1 protein-coding gene is annotated in these 1586 nt (G+C 61.5%); it reads left to right on the forward strand.

The features are described 5' to 3' along the window. Window positions 1–333 precede the first annotated feature (333 nt). A complete protein-coding gene (locus ABZ070_RS37255) occupies window positions 334–1566 on the forward strand; it encodes an IS110 family transposase (protein WP_356640630.1) in 1233 nt (410 codons plus the stop codon). Window positions 1567–1586: the final 20 nt, after the last annotated feature.

Genomic DNA, 1586 nt, shown 5'->3' on the forward strand with positions numbered 1-1586 from the left:
ACTCGTAGCAGCCTGCCCATCAAAGGGCTCTCCACGACTCCGTCGACCAGCCTTCCGGGACGCCCCGCAACTGCTGATTAAGAGTGGCGACTCGATCGCTCGTACGGACTTGCTGGCGGGTGTCCCGACTGTCTGATGATCGTTGCATCTATAGCCAGGAAGGCTGGATGCGACTCTCACTAGCCTGCCCATCAGGGGCTCCGAACGACTCCGTCGACCAGCTTTCTGGTCACCCGCCATAACTGATTAAGAGCTGCGACCTCGATCGCTCGTACGGACTTGCTTCAGGGGTGGCCTGGTACATCCTGTTCGTGTTCGATCTGGAGAGGCGAGATGACGCAACGGCCGCCACAGGTATGGGCCGGGATCGACGTAGGAAGCCACCACTGGATCACCGTTGTCGATGCCGATGGCGACCCACTGTGGAACCGCAAGGTGATCAACTCCGAGCCCGACATCCTGACCGGTGAGGTTATGGACACAGCGGACCACGTGACCTGGGCTCTTGACCTCGTTGACGGGCCAGCAGCCTTGCTGCTGGGGACGCTGGCCAACCACGGTCAAAGTCCCCGGTACGTCACCGGCTCAAAGTTCGCAGCGTTCAAGAAGAGCTTCAGCGGCCAGGGCAAGTCCGACTTGAAGGACTCCTACGTCATTGCTGAGTTCGCCCGCTGTCTCCGGCGACAGACAGTCCCTGTGCCAGTGCCTCCGAAGATCACCAAGGAACTCACTCTGATTCTCGCCCACCGCAACAGCCTCTCGGCCGAACGCACCCGGACCATTAACCGCATGCGGGCCCTGCTCACCAGCATCTTCCCGGAGCTGGAGCGATCCTTCGATTTCGCTCGATCCGACGGCCCGCTGGTCTTGCTGTCCGGATACCAGACGCCAGCAGCCATTCGGCGGATGGGCGAGAGCAGGCTCACAGCCTGGCTGGCCAAGCGCGGCGTGAGGAAAGCGGCAACCGTCGCAGAGAAAGCGGTGACGGCCGCCAAGGCACAGGAGTCGGCTACCAGCGGAGAGGACCTGGCGGCCGAGCTGGTAGCCGAACTCGCCCAGAAAATCACGCAGATGAACGTCCGCCTGAAGGAACTGGAAGCCAAGATCAAGGAAATTCTCTCCCAGCATCCCCAGGCGCCCATTGTCCTTTCCATGCCCGGTTTCGGTGAGCTCCTTGCGGCTGAACTTCTCGCAGCGATCGGTGATATTTCCAGGTTCCCGAGTGCTGGACGACTTGCTGTCGCTTCAGGAATGGCCCCCGTCTCCAGAGACTCCGGATCGAACACGGGGAACCGCCAGCGTCCTACCCAGTACAGCCGGCCCCTGCAACGGGCCTTCTTCTTGTCCAGTCAGTCCGCGTGCCTGACCGCGGAGACGTGGGAGAAGGAGATGTACCTCCGCAAGTACCAGGGCTACACGCACGACAGGGGTCGTCACAAGAAGGCTGTCATCGCTGTCGCCCGCCAACGAGTCTCCATCCTGTGGGCCATGCTCCGAGATGGCCGGCTCTATGAGAGGGAGTACAACCCCCGCGAGAAGGCGGCCCGAGAGGCTCAGACGGCTTGACTAAACTCATTAAGAGTCGT

The sequence above is a fragment of the Streptomyces sp. NPDC006283 genome, assembly GCF_040613325.1.
Taxonomy (GTDB): Bacteria; Actinomycetota; Actinomycetes; order Streptomycetales; family Streptomycetaceae; genus Streptomyces.